Source organism: Desulfatibacillum aliphaticivorans DSM 15576, from assembly GCF_000429905.1.
In the GTDB taxonomy this organism is placed as follows: domain Bacteria; phylum Desulfobacterota; class Desulfobacteria; order Desulfobacterales; family Desulfatibacillaceae; genus Desulfatibacillum; species Desulfatibacillum aliphaticivorans.
In genome coordinates, this window is record NZ_AUCT01000020.1 from 49,200 (window position 1) to 68,411 (window position 19,212).

Sequence of the window (19,212 nt, forward strand, 5' to 3'; positions counted from 1 at the left end):
AGGAGCGGCGGGCGAGAGCGAAGCGCGCAACGCCCGTCAGTCCAGCATTCGACGGATGGCGAGCAGTTCGTCCCTGATTTCCTCCAGACCCGGGGCGGACTTTTTGCCTGCCGAAGATTCTTTGACTTCCTTGGCTTGTTTGCCCTCTTGGGCCAGGGCGGCTTTGGCCCCCGGGATAGTGAATTTTTGGGTGTACAATAAATCCTTGATGCGCAGGATCAGGTCCAGGTCGGTCCGTTTGTACACCCGGTGCCCTGACAAGGATCTGCCGGGGCGGATTTGCTTGAATTCACTTTCCCAAAAACGCAATACAGAGGGTTTAAGTCCTGCTATGGAGCTGACTTCTCCAATCCTGAAATACCGCTTATCAGGGTCCAGCACGAATTCTTCACTCATGGACACCCCTCCATGGGAAAAAGCAGGACTGGCTCTCAGGCCTTGGCCGGAACTCAGGCAGCCCCAAAGGCTTCCGTCAATTCCTTGCCAATCCCTTCATGCACCTCGTTCACTTCCTTGTCTTGCAGGGTCGTGGAGTCGGACCTGTACGTAATGCGGAACGACAGGCTCTTTTTGCCTTCCGGCACGGGCTCGCCTTCATAGACGGCCACAACCTCCAGCGCCCTGATCCATTCCTGATCCATTTTGCGGACGTGAGCCAGGACGGCTTCGGCTTCCACCTTCTTGTCCAGGACAATGGTGATGTCCCTGTCTGTGGCGGGAAACCTGGGCGGCGCCTGATAGGTCAGTGCATCCGGGACGGCGGCCAAAAGGGCGGCCGCGTTAAACTCGGCGACAAACACGTCCTGCTTGACTTCAAATCCTTTCAGAACCTCGGGCTTGACCTTGCCGAGCACGCCCACGCGCTGGCCCTGGCAGACGATTTGCGCGCATTGGCCTTTGACCAGATAAGGCGCGGAGTCGTCTTCAATTCGGGAATATTCGGCGTTTTCGATATGAAAGTCCGCCATTAAAGCCTCGCAGCAGCCTTTCATCTCGAAAAAGTCCGTGCGAACCGCCTTGCTTTGCCAGGACGGGGCCGCAGCCGCGCCGGAAAGAACCAGGCACAGGGACTCGATTTCCGTGGGCAGTTCCTGGCCTTTTTCCGCGATGAAGGTCTTGCCGATTTCAAACAGGGCCAGGTCTTTGTTCTGGTAATTGATGTTTACCGCCACGGAGGCGAAAAGCCCGGGCAGCAAAGACGTACGCATGACCGCCTGATCCTCGGTCAAAGGATTGAGGATGGGCAGGGTCTGGGTTCTTTTGTCCGATTCCGCCAGCATCAGGCGTTGGGGCGTATCAGCGCCCACAAAGCTGTAATTGATGGCCTCGCGGAAGCCCCGGCCGCTCAGGGAAGTCCTCAACTTCAGCCCGAAATCCCGGATGGGGTCGGACGGATGGATTTCCATGGTCGCGGCCGGCCAGGTCGTGGGAATGTTGTCGTATCCGAACAGCCTGGCCACTTCCTCCATCAAATCCTCGGGACGGGACACGTCCACGCGGTAGACCGGAGCCAGCACCTTCATGGAGTCCTGGTCAATGGGCGTGACTTCCATGTTCACGGATTCCAGGTATTTCACGATCTGGTCGAAAGGAATGTCCGTGCCCAGAATTTCGTTGGTCCGGGAAGCGGAAAGGGTGATCTCCGTCTTTTCCACAGTGACCGGGTGAGCGTCCACCGCCCCTTTGGCGCAAACGCCTCCGGCTGTCTGCAGCATAAGCTGGGCGGCCCTTTGGGCGGCGAACAAAACGCCTTCGTGATCCGTGCCGCGTTCGAATCGATGGGAAGCCTCGGTGTGATACCCAAGTCGTTTGGCGGTCTTTCTGACGCTCATGGGGCTGAAATGGGCGCTTTCGATCAACACGTTGGTTGTGTTGTCGTTGATTTCGGAGTTGAGTCCGCCCATGACCCCTGCCAAAGCCACGGCCTTTTTGCCGTCGCAGATCATGAGCATGTCGTCTTCCAGCTCATTTTCCTTGCTGTCCAGGGTGGTGAACTTCTCGCCTTTAGCGGCCAGACGAACCACAATCCTGTTTTCCTCCAGCAGGTCGTAGTCAAAGGCGTGCAAAGGCTGCCCGGTTTCCATCATCACGTAGTTGGTTACGTCCACGATGTTGCTGATGGGGCGAATGCCAACGGCCAGCAGGGCCTGGGCCAGCCAGTTGGGGCTGGGGCCGATCTTGATGCCTTTGATCACACGGGCTGCGTATCGGGGGCAATGATCCGGGTCCAGGATGTCCACGGAGGTGACGTCCTCGACGGCGTCGCCTTCTTCAGGCAGGCTGGCGTCGGGCAGCGTCATTTCCACGCCGTAGATGGCGGCCAGCTCCCGGGCCACGCCGATCATGGAAAGGCAGTCGGACCGGTTGGGGGTGATCCCCAGTTCAAAAACCGTATCGGAAAGATTCAGGGCCTCGGCCAGGTTTTGGCCGGGAGTCAGGGAGTCGTCCAGTTCCATAATGCCGCCGGCGTTTGCTCCGACTTCCAGCTCTTTTTCAGAGCAGAGCATGCCTTCGGAAACCTGTCCCATGAGCTTGCCCTTGGAAATGACCATGCCGTCGGGAAACTCGGCGCCCTGGAGGGCCAGGGGGGCTTTCAGCCCGGCCCGGGCGTTGGGCGCGCCGCACACGACCTGCAAGGTCTGGCCGCCGGCGTTCACTTGGCAAACCTGCAAGTGGTCGGACTTTTTCACGGGTTCCGCGGACAGAATTTCGCCTACCACCACTTTTTGCAGGTGGGCGAACCTGTCATGCACCCCTTCCACCTCCAGCCCGGCCATGGTCAGGGCATGGGCGATTTCCTGGGGATCCGCATCCACGTTGACGTATTGTTGGAGCCATTTCAGACTGACTAACATAATCTTTCCTAATCCGTTTGGGAAATTTCAAAAAATTAATCTGACGAAGACGATTTCGGCTTGGAATTAAAACTGGTTCAAAAAGCGTAGGTCGTTTTCGTAATATTTGCGGATGTCGTCGATGCCGTATTTGAGCATGGCGATGCGCTCCACTCCCATGCCGAATGCAAAGCCGGAGATTTCGGAGGTGTCATATCCCACGAACTCGAAAACGCGGGGATGGACCATGCCCGAACCCAGGATTTCCAGCCAGCCGGTGTGAGAGCACACGCGGCAGCCGGAGCCTTTGCACATGACGCATCCGATATCCACTTCGGCGCTGGGCTCGGTAAACGGAAAAAAGCTGGGCCGGAATCGAAGCGGTGTTTTATCGTCGAAAATCTGGTGCACCAGGGTGGTCAGCACCCCCTTGAGGTCGGCGAACGAAATGCCTTTGTCCACCACCAGGCCTTCCACCTGGGCGAACATGGGGGTGTGGGTGATGTCGGAGTCGCACCGGTAAACCTTGCCCGGGGCGATAACGCGCACGGGCGGCTTCTGCTTTTCCATGGTGCGGACCTGCATGGGCGAGGTATGGGTTCTCAGCACCACGTTGTCCGACACGAAAAAGGTGTCCTGCATGTCCCTGGCGGGGTGGTCTTTGGGAAAGTTCAGGGCCTCGAAATTGTAATAATCCAATTCCACTTCCGGCCCCTGGGCGATGTCAAAGCCCAGGCGGGTGAAGATGTCGCAGATTTCCAGGTTGATAGTGGTGAGGGGATGGAGTCCGCCCACCTTCCTGGGCCTGCCGGGCAGGGTGACGTCCACGACGTCCCCGGCCTCTTTGCCGGAACCGAATTTCTCCACGGCCTTGGCAAAGGCGTCCTGGAGATCATTTTTCAATTCGTTAGCAAGGCGCCCGATCAGGGGTTTTTCGTCGGCCGGAACCTTGGCCATCCCCTTCATGAGATCATTGACCAGGCCCTTGCGGCCCAAATACCGGATGTTCAGTTCATCAATGGCTTTGGCGTCGCCGGCCGACTCAATGTCGGCCAGAGCCTGGGTCCGTAATTCTTGGATTTGTGTTTTCACTGTAGCCTTTTTGCAAATAAACCTCCCCGCGGGGCGCCGCGGGGCGCATGATTACAGGAATGGCGGCAAAATGGAGCCAAACGCCCCGAAAGGCGTCTACAAACAAAACCAAAGCCCAAGGGGAGGACCCGTCATGAGAACTGCGGCGGGTGAGACCTTGGGCTTTGCTTATGCCTGTTTTGCTGCCAGGCTGGTGATTTCAGCAAAACATGCCGGATCGGAAATCGCCAGTTCGGCCAGAACTTTGCGGTCCAGGTCCACGTCGGCTTGTTTCAGTCCGTAGATGAATTTGCTGTAGGACAGGCCGTTCATACGGGCGCCCGCGTTGATTCTGGCGATCCAGAGTGCGCGGAAGTCGCGTTTCTTTTGACGGCGGTCCCTGTAAGCGTACATAAGAGCCCGGTCCACGGTGTCCGCTGCGGTGCGGTAGAGCTTGCTGTGTCCTCCGCGGAAGCCTTTGGCCAGCTTGAGTACTTTTTTACGGCGTCTGCGCGCCTTAAAACCTCTTTTTACACGCATGATTCTTCTCCCTTGCGCGGAAAGCAAGCGGCTTTCCGGCGGGTCAGTCTGTTAAAAAGAACTCTCTACCAGTAAGGAAGGAGCCTTTTGATGTTCTTCATGTTGGCTTCGTCCAGAATGTGGCTCTGGCGCAAGTCCCTTTTACGCTTCCGGGATTTTTTGGCCAAAATATGGCTTCCGAAGGACTTGGAATATTTTACTTTTCCCGAGCCCGTCTTCTTAAACCGTTTGGCTGCCGCCCGGTTGGTCTTGATTTTTGGCATCTTTCCTTCTCCTTTGGGGCTCCTGTCATGGGGGAGCCGGGATATTTCTCTGCAGCGCCTAAACACTAATAAACGCCCCGCCGTATGAGTACGGGGCGTCAGGAATAAGGCTGCTCTGTATGTTTACTTCTCTGCCTTGGGCGCCAGGACCATTATCATGGTCCTGCCTTCAAACTTGGGGAATTGCTCCACCACCGCAAACTCGGCGGTGGCGTCCTGTACGCGCTTGAGCATTGCGCGTCCCCTGTCTGCAAAGGCGATCTCACGGCCCCGGAACATCACGGTCACTTTCACTTTATCATTGTTGGCTAAAAAGCGCTTGATGTGGCCGATTTTCGTGTCCAGGTCGTGATCCCCCGTTTTAGGCCTGACCTTGATTTCCTTCACGGAAAAGGAAGAGGCCTTTTTCTTGGCTTCCTGGAGTTTCTTGGTCTGCTGATACTTGAACTTGCCATAGTCCATAATCTTACAGACCGGCGGGGAGGCGTTCGGCGAAACTTCCACCAGATCCAATCCCGAGGCTTCCGCTACGGAAAGGGCTTGATGGATCGGGATCACCCCCACCTGATTGCCGTTTTGGTCGATCAGGCGAACTTCCTTGGCTCTAATCTTTTTATTGATGTTTACCCGCTTGTTTATACCTGTCACCTCCCACCTGATTAAAGTTTGCTCAAAAAACGTACTCCATAGTGCAAGATGGTGTGGTAGATACAATACACCATGCCATAATGCAAGAGGAAAATATAGCCCTGAGCCGCCTGTCCGGGCGGGCTATGGAGTGCGTTTTCCCAAGATGCGGGGGCCTTTTCTCGTGACTTCCCGCATTAAACCCTAAGGATGTCAGAAAAATGCCCTTTTGGCAAGCAAATGATTATTCTTCCGCTAATTTTTTTCCGAACCGTGCACCTTGCGAATCCGGAACAGCTCCTGGAACACAAACAGCGACTTGGCCAGACTGTCGTAAACGATCCGGGAATCCTCCACATGAGACCAAACCACCGGGAATTCGCCCACTTTATAGCCCCTTTGACGGGCCAGCCACAAAATCTCGGGGTCGAATATCACGCTGTGAAGCTTCTGGCGCGAAAAAAGATCCCGGGCCGCCTTTTGGGTGAACATCTTGAACCCGCACTGGGTGTCCGGATGGCGGATCCCCAAAACCAGCCTTTGGATGATTTTATACACCTTGGCGGAAACGGCCCTGGGCAGGTTTTGGGTCTCCTTGACCACGGCGCCGGTCATGGCCCGGGAGGCGATGGCGACGTCGAAGCCCTTGTCCAGAACCTCCATGGGCTTGACGATTTCCTCAATGGGCACGGCGTAGTCCGCGTCCATGAACAAAACCCGCTCTCCCTGGGCGCGCAGCATGCCGTACTGCACGGCGCAGCCCTTGCCCCGGTTGGGAAAATACTCCAAAACCCGGATTTCCGGCCCGCCTTCCTTGGAATAGCCCCTGGCCACGGCCACGGTGTTGTCCTTGCTGCCGTCGCTCACCACCACCACTTCGCTGGAATAATCCTGGGCGGAAAGGTAGTCCACGGTTTTTTCCAGGGTCCGCACAATGCGGTCTTCTTCATTATATGCAGGAATGACGATCGATAATTTCACCATCCGCCTTCCCTCCTATCAAACTTTGTCTTCGCGAAACTGCATGGAGTAGAGCTTGTGATAGGCGCCTTTTTTCTCCAAAAGTTCGGCGTGGGCGCCTTCCTCCACCACCTGGCCGTCCACGATGACCAAAATGCGGTCCGCGTGCATGATGGTGGAAAGCCGATGGGCGATCACAAAACAGGTCCTGCCTTCCATGAGGTTTTCCAGGGCCTTCTGGACCACCCTTTCCGCCTCGGTGTCCAGGGCGGAGGTAGCCTCGTCCAGGATCAGGATAGGCGCGTCCTTTAATATGGCCCGGGCGATGCACATACGCTGCTTTTCGCCGCCGGACAATCTCGCTCCCAGTTCGCCGATGGTCGTATCCAGGCCCTTGTCAAAGCCCTGGATAAAATCCCAGGCATAGGCGGCTTCCGCGGCCTTGCGGATCTGGTCGTCGGTGGCTTCGGGCTGGCCGTAGGCGATGTTGCTCCGCACCGTATTGTTAAACAGGATGGGCTCTTGGGTGACGACGGCGATCTCCCGGCGCAGGCGGGATAGCGCTACCTTTCGGATGTCCACGCCGTCGATCTTGATGGCGCCTTCCACCACGTCGTAAAACCGGGGAATCAGGTTGACCAGGGTCGTCTTGCCGCCGCCGCTCATGCCCACCAGGGCGATGACCTCGCCCGGCTTGATCTCCAGGTTGATTCCCCGGAGCACCATGGAGGACTCGTATTTAAAGCCCACGTTTTCAAAGCGCAGGGTGTGCGGGGTCCTTGCCAGGGGCGCGGGGTTTTTCGCCTCCACGATGTCCGGCTCTCTCTCGATGATGTCAAATATCCGGTCCACGGCCGCCATGCCCTCCTGGAGGGCGTTGTTCAGGTTGGCCACCTTTTTCACGGGGTCGTAAAGCAGCAGCACGGCGGTCATGAAGCCGAAGAACATACCCGGGGTATAGGCCGGATTATGTATGACCTTGTGGCCTCCGTACCAAATAATAAAGGCGATGCCCACTCCCGCCAAAAACTCCATGACCGGCGAGGACATGCTCCGGGCCAGGGCCTGGCGAATCTCCAATTGCAACACCCTTTCGGTCTTTTGGTAGAACCTCTGTTTTTCCGCCTTTTCCATGCCGAATGCCTTGACGATTTTGTTGCCGGCAAAGGTTTCGTGTAAAAACGCGGAAAGATCGCCCATGGTTTCCTGAATGCCTGTGCTGGCTTTGCGCACCTTTTTGCCGAACCAGACCACCGGATAGTAGGCGATGGGCAGAATCAGAATGGCGCCTGTGGCCAGTTGCCAGTCTAAATAGAATATGACCCCTATAAGCGCGATGACCGTGAAAAAATCCCGCAGGGCCGCCGTCACCGCCGAGGACACCATGGTCTTGATGATGTTCACGTCAAAGGTGATGCGGCTCATGAGCGCGCCTGTTTTTTCCGCATGAAAAAAAGAAATGGGCAATTCCATGATGTGATGATACAGGCTGTCGCGCAGATCCTTGATGATTTTCTGGCCCACGTAGGTCATGAAGTACTCCTGCATGAACCGGCCGATTCCCTGGATCAGAAACAGCACAACCACGGCGACCGGTATCACCAAGAGCATTTTTTCGTCTTTGTTGACAAAGATGTCATCCAGCACAGGCCTTACCATCAAGGGGATGGCGCCTTTGGCGCCCGCCATGAGCAGCATGCCGAACATGGCCAGGGCCAGACGGCCCCAGTTTTCCTTGATTAAGGTGTATAGTCTCCTGTGCCGGTTGCGCACCTGGAATCGTTTTACATGGGACTTCACTCATCCACCTCGTGTCCGCACAATTTTTCCGCCAGGGCGGTGATGCGGTTCAGTTCGTCTTGCGCTTCCCTCCGTTTGGCCTCGAACTCCTGGTCCGACATTTTAGGGGGAACCATGATGGGTTTGCCGTACACGACGACGTTTTCCGAGAAAGGCTTGGGCAAAATAAAACGGTCCCAACTGGCGAAGACCTTTCTGCTTGTCGCCGAGTAGGTGACGGGGATAATGGGCGCGCCGGTTTTCCTGGCAAGGGAAATGGCGCCCGGCTGCAAAACCTGCCTGGGCCCCTGGGGGCCGTCCGGCACAATGCCGGCGGGCTGGCCGTTTTGCATTTTTTTGACAATGCCCTGCAGAGCCTTCACCCCGTGCCGCGTGCTGGAGCCCCGCACGCAGTCATGGCCCTGGCGCCCCAGGACCTGGGCGATGTACTCGCCGTCCTCGGAGGCGCTGACCATGATAGCGGCGTTCCAGCCTTTAAACAAATAGCTGACCATCAAAATTCTGGAATGCCAGAAAATCAGGATGAAATCCCTTTTGCTCTCCACAATGGCGCGCACGGGCTCGTACCCTTTGACGCGGATGCGGCAGGAAAGGAACAAAGCGTCGATAATGGTCTTGCCCAGGACGCCCACTGCTTTCCATTTGAGCTTTTTGGATCTTGCCGGCGTGAATTCCTTGGTCATGAGGATTTTTCTCCCAAAAGCTCCAGGGCGATGGAGGCGGTTTTATCCGAAGCCCCGGGCCCGCCCAGGAGCTTGCGGACTTCCTTCAGGTCCCGGTAGATCTCCGATAACCTGCGGGGATCCAGTATAATTTCCAGGGACCGTGCCGCGATGTTCTCGGGATTAGCCTTATCCTGAATCAGTTCCGGCATGATTTCCTTTTTGCCGATAAGATTGGCCAGGCCCACGTATTTCACCTTGATCACGGCCTTGGCGACCAAATAGCTTATGGAGGAGATTCTGTAAACAATAACCGTAGGGGCCAGAGCAAGAGCCGCTTCCAGGGTGACGGTGCCGGATGCGGCGATCACCAGTTGGCTTTGCTCCATAACCTCCCTGGCCCGGCCTTGGCGGATTTCCACCCACGAAGCGTCTTCTCCCATGATTCTGGCCAGGATGCTTTCCACCAGGCTTGGGTCCACCGTTGGCGCCATGGGCAGGACAAACTGCAGGCCGGGGCGCTGCTCCCGCATGATGGCGGCGGCCTGGAGCATGACAGGCAAAAGGCTGGAGACCTCCCGGTTTCGAGAGCCCGGCAGCAGCCCTATGAGGTTGGGATTGCGCTTTACCGTGGGCTCCCGGTCCGCCCCTTCGTGGTCCAACAGGGGATGGCCCACATAAGTGACGGGCACATTATGAGCGTCGTAAAACTCCTTTTCAAAAGGCAGGATTACGGCAATGTGGTCCACCAGCTTTTTGATTTTTTTAACCCGGTTTTGCCGCCATGCCCAGATTTGCGGGCTGATGTAATAGAGAACTTTGACTCCCAGGCTGCGGGCGGTCTTGGCGACCATCATGTTGAAGTCGGGAAAATCGATGAGGATCAGGAGGTCGGGCTTTATCTGACGCACAACTTCCCGGGCGAACATGACCCCGTGGAGCAGGGTTCCGGCCCTTTCCAGGATTTCCGTAATTCCGACCACCGAAAGCTCTTTGGCGTCCACGACAATGCGCAGGCCTTCTTTTTCCATGGCCTGGCCGCCGATGCCGCAAAAGTACAGATTGGGATTGCGGGCTTTCATGGCCTTAACCAGACGCGCGCCGTGCACGTCTCCGGACGCCTCTCCGGCGATAATCATTACGCATTGTGTATCAGTTTCCTGCACGGCGATTTTCCCGCTTTGAACAAAATCAGTTATTTTTGATCCTGCTTGACCTGGGCCATGATGGTAAGGGCGGTTGCCAGAGCGTCCCGGCCGACCTGGCCGGTTACCTGGGGCGCCTCTCTTTTGATGGAGCTGTTAATAAACGCTCCGATTTCCGCGGCCAGGGCGTCGGCCGTTTCAAAGGTGGACTCCTCCGCGCCAAGGCCCAGCCCTTCCTCGCCTTTGTCCTCAGGTTTGGTTATAGCCACCCGGCGATTGGCGAAATCCACGGAAATGCAGGCGTCCTTTTGAAAGATCCTGAGCTTGCGCATGTCGTTCTGGGACATGCGGCTGGCCGTCACGCTGGCGACGCATCCGTTTTCAAACTCCAACCGGGCGTTAGCCACGTCCAGATGTTCGGAAACCACGGAAACGCCGGTGGACCGGATGTTTTGCAAACGGGCGCCGGCCAGGCTTTGGATGATGTCGATGTCGTGGATCATGAGGTCCAGGACCACGCTGACGTTCAAAGCCCTGGGCTTGAAGGACGACATGCGTTGCGCTTCAATGAACAAGGGGTTTTTGACAACGCCGTCCAAAGCCAGTACGGCCGGGTTGAACCGCTCCAGATGCCCCACCTGGATGATCAGGCCCTTGTGTTCGGACAGGTCGATCAAAGCGTCCGCTTCTTCCAGGGTGTTGGTCATGGGCTTTTCAATAAGAACGTCGGCTTCATGCTCCAGAAAATCCTTGCTGATTTGGAAATGACGCCCCGTGGGCACGGCCACGCTCACGGCGTTCACCTTGCCCAGCAAGTCCCGGTAATCGTAGAAAGCCTGCGTCCCGCAGTCTTTGGCGACCCTGTCGGCGGCTTCCCGGTCCGAGTCCACCACGCCCACCAGTTCAGCATCCGGGTGCGCGGCGTATTTTTGCGCGTGAAACTTGCCGAGATATCCCACGCCGATGACGGCTGTTTTAAGTTTGGCCATGAAAAAGGTCTACTCCTGATTATTATTTATCGCCACGATGGCTATGTTGTGACTATCCGCCAAGTCAACCATGGCCTCGCGGTCGAACACAACGGCGGCTCCGGCCGCCAGGGCCAGGGCCGTGCACCCGTTGGGTATCATGTTTTCAATGGTTTTGGCGCCTGCCGCCGGCAGGTCGAACCGGTGGTCCTGGTTGGGCTTGGGCATTTTGACCACCACGGCGTTACTGGCTTCAAGCTCTCCGGCTCTTTTAATGGCCGCGTCCGTGCCTTCAATGGCTTCCACGCAAATAACGCTTCCCCGCGTGAGTATCAGGCACTGGCCGATATCCAGGGGGCCGATTTTCTGCAGCAGTTCATGGCCCAGTTTGATGTCTGCCGCTTCCTGCTCCGTGGGCTGCCTTTGAGTCCACACGCCTTCGGGCGCCAGCAGATGAGGCAAAATGCTGGTGGCTGCAATCACCTGGATGCCGTGCTTTTCCACGGCCTGGGCCACGGCCCGAAGCACCATGTCGTCTCCGGTGGCGTCAATGGAGGCCAAGGCCTCCAGGGCCAGGGCGTCGGGGGCGAAGTCGGTCATGAGCCTGGCTTTGGTGATTCCTCCCAACATAACGGCTTTGGTCACGTTGTTTTGGAGGAAAAAATCCATGATTTTTTGCAGCTCGCCGATTTTCACCCACAGGATCCCGTCCGTTTCCTGGGCCAGATCCTCTTCGGTTTCATTCGTGTGGGCTGCGGCGTACACCTGCATGCCCGCCTTGCGGGCCGCCCGGGCGAAAAGCAAGGGGAACTGTCCGTTCCCCGCTACAATGCCTATATTGGATGATTTTTCTGACATGATCAAGCGACTCCCAGCTTGGGGGGCACACGCGCCGGAAGACCGGGGCGGTTAATCCCGGCCCGGCTTGCCCCGGGTGACCCCGCGCTTGGAGGATTCCAGGAATTGGAGGAAAGTTTGAACTTCCGGCAGATCAGGAACTTCCGCCTTAACGCGTTCAATGGCCTCGTTCATGGTCAGGCCGATGCGAAAGATGATGCGGTAAGCCTTTTTCAGGGCGTCCAACACCTCGGGAGTAAAGCCGTGGCGCTTGAGACCGACCTTGTTCAGGCCGTGAAGCCTGGCCCGGTCGCCCGCCGCCAGGACGTACGGAGGAATATCCTTGGGCACCGCGGATTTTCCGCCTACAAAGGCGTAGTCGCCCACGCGGGTGAACTGGTGGATGGCCACCAGACCGCCGATGGAGGCGTAATCGCCGATTTCAACGTGCCCGGCCAGGGTGGCGGCGTTGGAGAAAAGCACGCCTTTGCCGGTTATGCAGTCGTGGGCAATGTGGGTGTACGCCATCAAAAAGTTGTCGTCCCCCAGTTTGGTGAGCCCGCCGCCGAAGCCGGTCCCGCGATGGATGGTCACGAACTCGCGCACCAGGCAGCGGTCGCCGATCACTACATGGGACTCCTCTCCGGCGAATTTGACGGATTGGGGCGTGGCCCCAATGGCTGCGTGATGAAAAATCCGGCAGTCAGCCCCGATGGTGGTGAATTCGTCAATGGTCACCATGGAGCCAATAACGGTGTTGTCTCCAATTTTTACGTTATTGCCGATTACGGTAAACGGTCCGATGGAGACGTTTGCGCCTATTTCAGCGTTTTTATGAACAACAGCCTGCTCGTGGATCATCAGTTATTTTCCCCAGCCCGCCATGAGTTCGGCCTCTACGGCCAATTCGCCGTCTATGGTGGCTGTTCCCTTCATCTTCATGATGTTTCTTTTTTGTTTGTAGTCCGTAAGCTCAAAAATAATCTGGTCCCCAGGGAGGACCGGCTTGCGAAAACGCACTTTGTCAATGCCCAGGAAGTAAATCGGCTCCCCGCGCTCCCGTTCCGGATGGGTTTCAAAAGCCAGCACTGCGGCTGTTTGGGCCATGGCCTCCAACACCAAGACGCCGGGCATGATGGGTTCGCCGGGGAAATGCCCCTGGAAAAACGGCTCGTTAATGGTAACGTTTTTCAACCCTTTTACATATTCCCCCGGAACCAGCTCCAGGATTTTATCCACAAGCAGAAAGGGATACCTGTGCGGGATGATTTCCATGATTTGCCGGACGTCAAAGAGCGAGGTCATGAGATTTTATCCTCTAAGTTTTTGATGCGTTTGGCAAGATTTCTGATTTCCTTGGCCAATTCCGGCAATTGGGGGATGATCCGCTGCACCCGCAGCCATAGCCTGTGGGGGATGCCGGGACTTCCTGAAATAAACTGTCCGCCTTCCAGGTCCTTGGCGATGCCGGCCTGAGGGCCTATAACGGTATCGTCGCCTATGGTGATGTGGTCGCTGATTCCCGCCTGCCCGGCAATGACCACGTGACGGCCCAACTTGGAGCTGCCTGAAATGCCGGCCTGGGCCACCAGCAGGGCGTTGTCTCCCACCTGGACGTTGTGGCCCACGTGCACCAGGTTGTCGGTTTTGACGCCATTGCCTATATAGGTGGTTCCAAAGGTCGCCCTGTCTATGGTGTTGTTGGCGCCGATTTCCACGTCATCACCTATACGCACGTTTCCGATCTGGGGGATTTTTTCATATCTTCCCCCGTCAGGCGCAAACCCGTACCCGTCCGCGCCGATTACCGTCCCCGCGTGGATGATCGTCCTGTCGCCCACTTGGCAGTTATTCAGGATGGTCACGTTGGGGTATAGGGTCACGTCGTCGCCGATTTTCACCCCATCGCCTAACACGACATTGGGCATGAGGATCACATTGGAGCCCACGGCGACGCCGGAGCCGATGACAACCCCGGGGGCGGCGGAAAAGTTGTCGCCGCTGGAAAAATTTTCGCCTACATGAGCGCCGGGATGAACGCCCGGGGCCGGCTTGGGCGGCGGATTGTACAGGGCGATGGCCCTGGCGAAACACGCGTAGGGATTTTGCACTCTAAGGAGGTTTCGATCCGCATCCGGAGCGTTGGCCGCAACAATCACGGCGCCCGCCCGGGTTTCGGCCAGCCGCTTGAAATATTTGGCGTTGACCGCGCAGGTGATATGCTCCGGCCCCGCCTCTTCAAAGGGCATGACGCCCGAAATTTCCAGGGCCGGGTCTCCCTGAACGGCGCCTCCCAAATACTCGGCCAGGTAATCCAGGGTGTAAGTAGTCATGGCTTTATTTTTTGTGCCTGGCGTTGATTTCCTTGATAACCTGGTCCGTGATGTTCATGCCGTCCAGGTTGAACATGACCCCGCCTTCCTGACGTTCTATGATCAGCGTATATTGCTCTTTTTTTGCGATTTCGTCCACCACGTCCAGGATGGCTTTGTGGAGGCCGGTGGTCAGGGTGTATTCCAATTGCTTGAGTTCATCCAGGTATTTCTTCTGCAGAACCTGGAAGTCGCCCGACTCAATGCGCAACTGGCGCATTTTCTCTTCTTTGACTTCGTCTTTAAGGAACTTGGCCTGGCTTTCCAATTGCTGCTTCAGGTTGTTGAGAGAGGTTTGGCGCGCTTCCAGATCGGCCGTTTTCTTCTCGGTTTCAGTCTTTAGTTGACTGGAATAGTCCATACCCATTTGGGAGGTTTCCATAATTTTTTGGACGTCCACGATTCCAATTTTGTTGGCCAAAGCGCAGGGAATTCCCATTGCAAAGACAAGAAGTAAAGACAAGATTGCTAATTTTGTACGCATCAAACAGCCTCCTTAATTATAATTGCGTTGCATCGTTTTTTTCTAACTAAAAAGCGCCGCCCATGGTGAACTCCCAGCGGCCGTCAGAGTCTTCGTCTCCCTGAGGATCGATGATGTAACCCCTTTCCAGGCGAATGGGGCCGACCGGAGAGTACCAGCGAATTCCAAAGCCCCAGCTTTCGCGCAGCTTTTGCAGGTTCACGAGTTCTCCGTTATTGTACACATCGCCTGTATCATAGAACACAAGGCCGATAAGGCCGGCTTCCTTGACCAGGGGGAAGTGATATTCCAGGTTGAACTGGACGAACTTGTTGCCGCCGATTAAAGCGCCGTCGTCGTCCTCGGGGCTCAGGTCCTCCCAGGTGTACCCGCGCATGGAGTTGATTCCGCCCAGGTAAAAGCGTTCGTAGGTGGGCAGGTAGCCGTGGCTTTTATTTTCCTCCACAAAGCCCGCTTTGCCGTGGGCGAAAAATACCGTATCCCAAAACAAGGGAAATAACCAGCCGGATTCAGCTACATACTTGGTGAAAGCAAGGTCGCCTCCCATGGGGCCGCCTGCGTACTGGACGCTGGCCTTATGATAAGAGCCCTTGGTGGCGTTAAAGGATTTGTTTCTCGAGTCGTAGGCAATGGTTCCCTTGACGCTGGACTCCACGTTTTCGCCTTCCACCTCCCATACAAGATCCGAGGCGTAAATGCTGATGTCGTTAATGTCGGATATGTCGTAAGCATACGACACGTACGCCCGGGTGTAATCCCAGATGGGGTAGCCCAGGCTGAGGGTGCCGCCCACCCGGTCGCGGGTGTAGGTGTCATAGTCCCTGGTCCAATTATAGAGGTCCGCGCCTGCTGTCAAGCGGGAATCGAAAAGCCAGGGCTCGGTGAAGCTCATGGAGAACTTGCTGGAGCTGCCGCCCATCTGGGCCTTGAGGTCCAGGGACTGGCCGCGGCCGAAAAGGTTTTTCTGGCCGATGGAGACCATGCCGAAGGCGTCGTCCGTGTTGCTGTAGCCGCCGCCGAACATGAAGGCGCCTGTGGGCTTTTCCTTCACGTTGATTTTAAGGATCATCTTGTTTTCGTCGCTGCCCTTGACCGTGTCCACCTTGACGTCTTCAAAAAAGTCCAGGCGAACCAGGTTGCGCACGCCGCGCTTCATCAGGCTGCCGTTGTATAAGGCCTGCTCCTGGATGGGCAGTTCCCTGCGGATGACTTTTTCACGGGTTTTCGTGTTGCCCGTAATGATGATCTTTTCGTAGTATACTTCCGGACCTTTGGTAATATTAAAGGTGATGTCCACCTCAAGCCTTTCCCTGTCCGGGCGAATGGCGGGGTAGATTTCAGCGTAGGCGTAGCCCTGGTCCATGTACAGGTCCGAAAGGGTCAGGATGTCCTTCTGCACGGTTTCGCGGCTGAAAACCTCGCCGGTTTCCTTGCCGGTGAGCAGGGGCTCCAAAATATCGTCCTGGGGCAGAATCAGGGATTCGCCCTCCGGAGTGGACAAGGAGATGCGGCCCACCTTGTATTGGGCGCCTTCCTTGATTTTCACCAGGATATGGATCGATTCCCCGTCCACCTGAACTTCCGGCTCCGAGATGCTGGCTTCCACATAGCCGTGGTTATGATAAAACTGGTTCAGCCTTGCGCTGTCCTGCCTCAGGTCTTCGGCGTTCAGTACGCCGGAGTCCGTGATCCAGGAGAAGAATCCCTTTTCCGAGGTTTTCATGACCTTTTTGAGCTTTCTGTCGGAAAAAGCCTCGTTGCCTTCAAAAGCGATTTCCTTGATCATGACTTTCTTTCCTTCCTCGATTTTGATTTCCAGGTCGGAAAGATGCTCTTTATAAGGGGTTATCTCGTAAGTGACCTTCGCGTTATGATAGTTTTCCTCCTTGTACAGCTCCCTGATTTTATTGATGTTATCCTCAATCCTGCGGATATTGAGGATCGAACCGCGGGAGATGTCCATGGCGGCCAGGATGTCGTCATCCTCGATTTTTTTGTTGCCGGCCAGCTTGATCATGTGGAGGGTGGGTTTTTCAAGGACCGTAAAGGTGATGATCACCCCGCCGGCGGTTTCCTGGGATTCCACGCGGATGTCCTCAAAATAGCCCATGGCGAAAATAGCCCGGATGTCGTCGGCCATGGCGCCGGGGGAGTACATGTCTCCCTTTTTGGTCTTGATTTTCTCAATGATGGCGTCGCTTTCAATACGGCTGTTGCCCACAACCTTGATGTCCATAACGGTTTTGCGGCCCAGGACCTTGGAGGCGACGTCTTTACTCAGCTCGCCCACCTTACCCATGAGGGTCTCCATGCCGTAGCCTTCCACATAGGCTGCTTTGATGGGCGACTCCACATAGGTGGACAGCACTTTGGCGTCCAGGCTGTAACGATTGCCCACCTTGGAAAAGCTGCCCCAAACCAGGTAATCGGCCGAGGCCTTCCTACCCAGTTCCCTCAAGGCTTGAATATCCATGCGGGCGGGGTCGGTTTTTTCCGGGACTGCTACGGAGCCCACCGAGGCTATAGCGCCTTCCCGGTCCAGATTCTTTTCCAGTTCCTTGGGAATCTGAGTGCTCAGATACCCCAGGTTCTCCATGGTATGGATGGAAAAGGGGAGGATTTCCACTTTTGGTGCGGAGTCCGCCCACACCATAGGGGTTGCCAGAATGCAGAGAAACAGGGCGGCTAACAGGGGTTTTTTCATAATCACCTCTACTGCTCTAGTATCAGCTTGCCTTCGCTAACGGTCACTTGGCGTTGCATCATTTCAGCCAGTTGCATATTATGGGTGACCACTACCATGGTCATCTTTTTCTCTTGGTTCAATTCGCACAGCAATTCGTGGATCAGGGCGCCGGTCTTGACGTCCAGGTTTCCCGTGGGTTCGTCCGCCAGCAACAGAGGCGGATCCATGATCAGGGCTCTGGCCACGGCCACCCTTTGCTGCTCGCCGCCGGAAAGCTCTCCGATGCGGTGGTTCAGACGATGGCTCATTCCGACCCGCTCCAGCATGGCTTCGGCTTTCTCTTTCGCCTGTTTGGCGTTCAATCCGCTGATTCTCGCCGGCATGGCTGCGTTTTCCAAAGCGGTGAATCCGGGCAGCAAATGATGGAACTGAAAGACAAAGCCCACATTCCTGTTGCGAAACCGGGAAAGCTGCGCGTCCTGCATGGCAAAGACGTCCTGGCCGTTAATATGGAGTTCGCCCGAATCCGGCTTGTCCAGGGCGCCCAGGATGTGGAGCAGGGTGGACTTGCCAATGCCGGAAGCCCCCACCACAGCCACGCTTTGGCCCGCCGGCGCCGTAAAATCCAGGCCGGACAGGATGGTCAGCGTATGATCGTCCGCGGCGAAACGCCGGACCAGACCCTTGGCTTCTATGCACGGAACCTCAACCATACCGGATGATCTCCACAGGATCAAGGCGGGAAGCCCGCCATGCAGGATAAAGGGTGGCCAAGAGGCAAATCAGCAAGGCCGCCCCGGAGATCACCAGCACGTCGAACATTTCCATTTTGACCGGCAAGCGGTCGAACAAATACACAGACCCGTCCAATTTAATGAACTGGTACTTTTCCAGGATTGTGCATAGCAGCGTCCCAATGCTTATGCCAAGGGCCGTGCCAACGATTCCAATGAACATTCCGTTTAGCACAAAAATCTTTAAAATGCTGCGTTTCGTAGCGCCCATGGCTTTCAGGATGGCTATGTCCTTGCGCTTTTCCGTCACCATCATGATCAGGGTGGTGGAAATATTGAAGGCCGCCACCAGCACGATCAAAATCAGAATCACGAACATGGCCCTTTTTTCCATCTTAAGGGCTTCGAACAGGTTTTTATTCATGCGCATCCAGTCCGTGGCCCAGAACATGGGCCCCAGGGCGCCGGTGATTTCCGAAGCAATCCTGTCGGCCTTGTATATGTCCTTCACCCGGACTTCCATGCCGGAGACGGTATCGCCCATGCGTAAAAACTTCTGGGCCTGCTTCATGTCCATCCAGGCCAGGGTCGAGTCGTACTCGTACATGCCGCCTGAAAACACGCCCACCACTTCCAGCCTCTGCATGGTGGGCATCATGCCCACGGGAGACAAGGTCCCGGACGGGGAAATGATGCTAATTACGTCCCCGGGGATGACGTTCAGGTTGTTGGCCATTTCCTTGCCCAGAATAATCCCCGGGCGTCCCTCCGGGTTGGAGGCCTCATCCGGGACCAGACGGTCCCAGGCCCCCGGCGGCTCCACTTTATCTTTAAGGTCAAATATCTCGTTGCTCAATGCGGGGTTGACGCCCCGCAGCAAAGCGCCGGACGCGCCGCGCCGGCTGCGGATCATGGCCTGGCTCTGGATGAACGGCGCCGCTCCCAAGACACCGGGAACCTGCAAAATTTCCTTCCTGGCTTCCATATATTCGCCCATGCCCTGGGCCATGCCGCCCGGCATGACGATGACATGGGGCGTGGAGCCCAGAATGCGCTCCTTGATATGGGCTTCGGCGCCGGTCATGACGGCGATGACGACGATAAGGGCCGTCACCCCCAGGCCCACCCCGCACAAAGACAGGACCGTGATTAAGGACGCAAAGGCTTCCCTGCGTTTGGCCCTCAGGTAGCGGCCGCCGATAAATAGCTCAAAGGCCATAATCTAAAGG

Annotated in this window: 19 protein-coding genes; all 19 read right to left on the bottom strand. The window is 56.4% G+C overall.

Annotated elements, in window-relative coordinates; translation table 11 throughout:
- Positions 1 to 36: 36 nt before the first annotated feature.
- The 19 genes from G491_RS0117200 to G491_RS0117290 all read right to left on the bottom strand — a co-directional run bounded on the left by G491_RS0117200 (position 37) and on the right by G491_RS0117290 (position 19,202).
- Positions 37 to 396 (bottom strand): MerR family transcriptional regulator, encoded by a 360-nt coding sequence (locus tag G491_RS0117200; protein WP_028315473.1) that lies wholly within the window; start codon positions 394 to 396, stop codon positions 37 to 39.
- A gap of 53 nt (positions 397 to 449) precedes the next feature.
- Entirely contained in the window at positions 450 to 2,855 is a 2,406-nt protein-coding gene (gene pheT, locus G491_RS0117205; protein WP_028315474.1) for a phenylalanine--tRNA ligase subunit beta, read from the bottom strand.
- 66 nt (positions 2,856 to 2,921) lie between these two features.
- Positions 2,922 to 3,926, bottom strand: a complete 1,005-nt coding sequence (gene pheS, locus G491_RS0117210) for a phenylalanine--tRNA ligase subunit alpha (protein ID WP_012610932.1) — start codon at positions 3,924 to 3,926, stop codon at positions 2,922 to 2,924.
- A gap of 168 nt (positions 3,927 to 4,094) precedes the next feature.
- A complete protein-coding gene (gene rplT / locus G491_RS0117215) occupies positions 4,095 to 4,445 on the bottom strand; it encodes a 50S ribosomal protein L20 (RefSeq protein ID WP_028315475.1) in 351 nt (116 codons plus the stop codon).
- 65 nt (positions 4,446 to 4,510) lie between these two features.
- The gene (rpmI, locus tag G491_RS0117220) at positions 4,511 to 4,708 is read right to left on the bottom strand and encodes a 50S ribosomal protein L35 (RefSeq protein ID WP_012610930.1); all 198 of its coding nucleotides are present in this window, start codon (positions 4,706 to 4,708) and stop codon (positions 4,511 to 4,513) included.
- Between the two features lie 123 nt (positions 4,709 to 4,831).
- The gene (gene infC, locus G491_RS0117225) at positions 4,832 to 5,356 is read right to left on the bottom strand and encodes a translation initiation factor IF-3 (protein ID WP_012610929.1); all 525 of its coding nucleotides are present in this window, start codon (positions 5,354 to 5,356) and stop codon (positions 4,832 to 4,834) included.
- Positions 5,357 to 5,590: 234 nt separating this feature from the next.
- Positions 5,591 to 6,319: a dolichyl-phosphate beta-glucosyltransferase gene (locus tag G491_RS0117230; protein WP_051327340.1), complete on the bottom strand. Its 729-nt coding sequence runs from the start codon at positions 6,317 to 6,319 to the stop codon at positions 5,591 to 5,593.
- 15 nt (positions 6,320 to 6,334) lie between these two features.
- Positions 6,335 to 8,095, bottom strand: coding sequence for a lipid A export permease/ATP-binding protein MsbA (gene msbA, locus G491_RS0117235; RefSeq protein WP_028315477.1), 1,761 nt, complete (start codon positions 8,093 to 8,095; stop codon positions 6,335 to 6,337).
- Entirely contained in the window at positions 8,092 to 8,778 is a 687-nt protein-coding gene (locus G491_RS31280; protein ID WP_012610926.1) for a lysophospholipid acyltransferase family protein, read from the bottom strand. The genes msbA and G491_RS31280 overlap by 4 nt, the downstream gene beginning before the upstream one ends.
- A complete protein-coding gene (gene lpxB, locus G491_RS0117245; RefSeq protein WP_157468362.1) occupies positions 8,775 to 9,923 on the bottom strand; it encodes a lipid-A-disaccharide synthase in 1,149 nt (382 codons plus the stop codon). The genes G491_RS31280 and lpxB overlap by 4 nt, the downstream gene beginning before the upstream one ends.
- A gap of 29 nt (positions 9,924 to 9,952) precedes the next feature.
- Complete coding sequence (locus tag G491_RS0117250; RefSeq protein WP_012610924.1) at positions 9,953 to 10,891, bottom strand: Gfo/Idh/MocA family protein; 939 nt, start codon at positions 10,889 to 10,891, stop codon at positions 9,953 to 9,955.
- Between the two features lie 9 nt (positions 10,892 to 10,900).
- A complete protein-coding gene (locus tag G491_RS0117255; protein ID WP_028315479.1) occupies positions 10,901 to 11,728 on the bottom strand; it encodes an LpxI family protein in 828 nt (275 codons plus the stop codon).
- 51 nt (positions 11,729 to 11,779) lie between these two features.
- Positions 11,780 to 12,568 (bottom strand): acyl-ACP--UDP-N-acetylglucosamine O-acyltransferase, encoded by a 789-nt coding sequence (gene lpxA, locus G491_RS0117260; protein ID WP_012610922.1) that lies wholly within the window; start codon positions 12,566 to 12,568, stop codon positions 11,780 to 11,782.
- A 3-nt stretch (positions 12,569 to 12,571) separates the two neighbouring features.
- Positions 12,572 to 13,012 (bottom strand): 3-hydroxyacyl-ACP dehydratase FabZ, encoded by a 441-nt coding sequence (gene fabZ, locus G491_RS0117265; protein ID WP_012610921.1) that lies wholly within the window; start codon positions 13,010 to 13,012, stop codon positions 12,572 to 12,574.
- Positions 13,009 to 14,040 (bottom strand): UDP-3-O-(3-hydroxymyristoyl)glucosamine N-acyltransferase, encoded by a 1,032-nt coding sequence (gene lpxD / locus G491_RS0117270; RefSeq protein WP_028315480.1) that lies wholly within the window; start codon positions 14,038 to 14,040, stop codon positions 13,009 to 13,011. The genes fabZ and lpxD overlap by 4 nt, the downstream gene beginning before the upstream one ends.
- Before the next feature lie 4 nt (positions 14,041 to 14,044).
- Entirely contained in the window at positions 14,045 to 14,563 is a 519-nt protein-coding gene (locus G491_RS0117275) for an OmpH/Skp family outer membrane protein (protein ID WP_012610919.1), read from the bottom strand.
- A 46-nt stretch (positions 14,564 to 14,609) separates the two neighbouring features.
- Positions 14,610 to 17,267, bottom strand: a complete 2,658-nt coding sequence (gene bamA, locus G491_RS0117280) for an outer membrane protein assembly factor BamA (protein WP_028315481.1) — start codon at positions 17,265 to 17,267, stop codon at positions 14,610 to 14,612.
- An 8-nt stretch (positions 17,268 to 17,275) separates the two neighbouring features.
- Positions 17,276 to 17,962, bottom strand: a complete 687-nt coding sequence (locus G491_RS0117285; RefSeq protein ID WP_028315482.1) for an ABC transporter ATP-binding protein — start codon at positions 17,960 to 17,962, stop codon at positions 17,276 to 17,278.
- On the bottom strand, positions 17,955 to 19,202 hold the full coding sequence (locus tag G491_RS0117290) for a lipoprotein-releasing ABC transporter permease subunit (protein WP_028315483.1): 1,248 nt from the start codon (positions 19,200 to 19,202) through the stop codon (positions 17,955 to 17,957). Before G491_RS0117290 ends, G491_RS0117285 begins: the two co-directional genes overlap by 8 nt.
- Between the last annotated feature and the right edge of the window lie 10 nt (positions 19,203 to 19,212).

Coding starts and splice junctions, on each gene's coding strand:
- G491_RS0117200 (WP_028315473.1), bottom strand. CDS start 396: ATGAGTGAAGAATTCGTGCTGGACCCTGATAAGCGGTATTTCAGGATT.
- pheT (WP_028315474.1), bottom strand. CDS start 2,855: ATGTTAGTCAGTCTGAAATGGCTCCAACAATACGTCAACGTGGATGCG.
- rplT (WP_028315475.1), bottom strand. CDS start 4,445: ATGCGTGTAAAAAGAGGTTTTAAGGCGCGCAGACGCCGTAAAAAAGTA.
- rpmI (WP_012610930.1), bottom strand. CDS start 4,708: ATGCCAAAAATCAAGACCAACCGGGCGGCAGCCAAACGGTTTAAGAAG.
- G491_RS0117230 (WP_051327340.1), bottom strand. CDS start 6,319: ATGGTGAAATTATCGATCGTCATTCCTGCATATAATGAAGAAGACCGC.
- G491_RS31280 (WP_012610926.1), bottom strand. CDS start 8,778: ATGACCAAGGAATTCACGCCGGCAAGATCCAAAAAGCTCAAATGGAAA.
- G491_RS0117250 (WP_012610924.1), bottom strand. CDS start 10,891: ATGGCCAAACTTAAAACAGCCGTCATCGGCGTGGGATATCTCGGCAAG.
- G491_RS0117255 (WP_028315479.1), bottom strand. CDS start 11,728: ATGTCAGAAAAATCATCCAATATAGGCATTGTAGCGGGGAACGGACAG.
- lpxA (WP_012610922.1), bottom strand. CDS start 12,568: ATGATCCACGAGCAGGCTGTTGTTCATAAAAACGCTGAAATAGGCGCA.
- fabZ (WP_012610921.1), bottom strand. CDS start 13,012: ATGACCTCGCTCTTTGACGTCCGGCAAATCATGGAAATCATCCCGCAC.
- lpxD (WP_028315480.1), bottom strand. CDS start 14,040: ATGACTACTTACACCCTGGATTACCTGGCCGAGTATTTGGGAGGCGCC.
- G491_RS0117275 (WP_012610919.1), bottom strand. CDS start 14,563: ATGCGTACAAAATTAGCAATCTTGTCTTTACTTCTTGTCTTTGCAATG.
- bamA (WP_028315481.1), bottom strand. CDS start 17,267: ATGAAAAAACCCCTGTTAGCCGCCCTGTTTCTCTGCATTCTGGCAACC.
- G491_RS0117285 (WP_028315482.1), bottom strand. CDS start 17,962: ATGGTTGAGGTTCCGTGCATAGAAGCCAAGGGTCTGGTCCGGCGTTTC.
- G491_RS0117290 (WP_028315483.1), bottom strand. CDS start 19,202: ATGGCCTTTGAGCTATTTATCGGCGGCCGCTACCTGAGGGCCAAACGC.